Origin of the sequence: Hydrogenophaga sp., assembly GCF_041633695.1 — a bacterium.
Classification (GTDB): Bacteria; Pseudomonadota; Gammaproteobacteria; order Burkholderiales; family Burkholderiaceae_C; genus Hydrogenophaga.
On the sequence record NZ_JBFJMY010000719.1, the window covers coordinates 1 to 1,352 of the forward strand.

2 protein-coding genes and 1 pseudogene are annotated in these 1,352 nt (G+C 61.9%); 2 read left to right on the forward strand and 1 reads right to left on the reverse strand.

All coding sequences use genetic code 11. The features are described 5' to 3' along the window. Positions 1–58 precede the first annotated feature (58 nt). A complete protein-coding gene (locus tag ABYB95_RS23530) occupies positions 59–277 on the reverse strand; it encodes a hypothetical protein (protein ID WP_372662813.1) in 219 nt (72 codons plus the stop codon). 238 nt (positions 278–515) lie between these two features. On the opposite strand from ABYB95_RS23530, the gene ABYB95_RS23535 reads away from it, so the two are divergent. Together ABYB95_RS23535 and ABYB95_RS23540 are read left to right on the forward strand one after the other, a co-directional pair. Further along, positions 516–1,037, forward strand: coding sequence for a YiaA/YiaB family inner membrane protein (locus ABYB95_RS23535; RefSeq protein ID WP_372662816.1), 522 nt, complete (start codon positions 516–518; stop codon positions 1,035–1,037). 44 nt (positions 1,038–1,081) lie between these two features. After that, positions 1,082–1,352: pseudogene (locus ABYB95_RS23540) on the forward strand (hypothetical protein); the annotation flags it as partial.

Consider the following 1,352-nt stretch of genomic DNA (forward strand, 5'->3'; position numbering starts at 1 on the left):
ATCTTCGCAAAATCCTCATTCGTCGTGGATGGATTTCACACGCGACTTCGCACCCCACCTAACTGCAAACGGTATCGTCGGCATCGAGCGAAGGCGGGCGCATCAGGTCGTCATCAACTCCCATCACCTCGCTGGCCCTCTCGACCGCTCGCCACAGTGGCGCTGGCATTTTCAGAATCGCTTCGGGCGAGTCGGATTTCGCAATCCAGGCGCTGATTTGCTGGTGTTGATCGGCGGTGAGCAAGGCCAGGTTCAGCATCTCGTCAATGGTGTTCATCGTGTGTTTGGGGTGGTCTTTACAGGTGCGCCCATGCGACAAGCGCGATGGGGAAACAGTTCGTATGCTGGCATAAGTACTGGGCACTCATATGTAAAGGGTAAAGGGCTGCGCCGGCATCGGGTTCACTATTTCGATACCCAAGGTGTCCATTGGAGGTGCGAGGCCATAAATTTGCAGCTTTGAGTGACCCCGCCACTGATCATCGCGCCGTGTTCAACAACCCTTTGAGGTTTACATGGCTTCTGCAACCACCCCCCGTTCCTCCGTCACCGTGATGCGCGATACCCGCGCCTGGCAGCTCCAGGTCTGGGTGTCTTTCGGCATCGCCATTTTCTTGTGCGCCACCGGCCTGGCTTATCTGCCGGGCGAGGCGCTGGACCGGGCGTTCATGGTGATGGGTTACGTGTTCTGTCTGTCCACGGTGTTCGTGCTGTCCAAGGCGGTGCGCGACACGCACAAGGCACAGCAGTCGGGCGAGGTGGAAACGCCCATGTGGCGGCTGGTGGTGTGGGGCGGATTTGCCGTGGCCATGGGGCTGACCGGCTGGGGCTTGCTGCGCATGGATGTGAACGACACCTACCGCGCCTACCTGGGCGTGAGCTGGTTGTACCTGGTGACTTCGGCCTTCACCCTGGCCAAGACGCTGCGCGACCGCCACGAGGCCGATCTTGCCGAAGCGCAGGTGCGCGGTGAGCAAGTGGGCCGTCAACAGGCCATGCAGGAACGGACCAGCTCTGCGTCTGCGGTTGCCGAATGAGCGGCCTGCACCCCAACTTCTTCCATACCCATTCGGAGTCTGCAATGAAACGATTGAAATATGTGCTTTCGGGTCTGGCGCTGGCCATGGCCCTGGTGTCGGCCCCTGTGCGGGCCCAGAGCGAGGCTTCTCTGGCTTTGTCTGCCTTGCCGGTGGCTTCGGTGGTGGGAACCGCCTCTGCCGTGGCGGGCAGTGCGGTGGCGGGCGCGGCTGCGGTGAGCGCGGTGCCGGTGGCTTTTTCGGCGGCGGGTGCGGTGTTGGTGGTGAAGGCGGTCGAGGTCACTGCGCGCGGCACCGTGTACCTGCTGGAGCGGG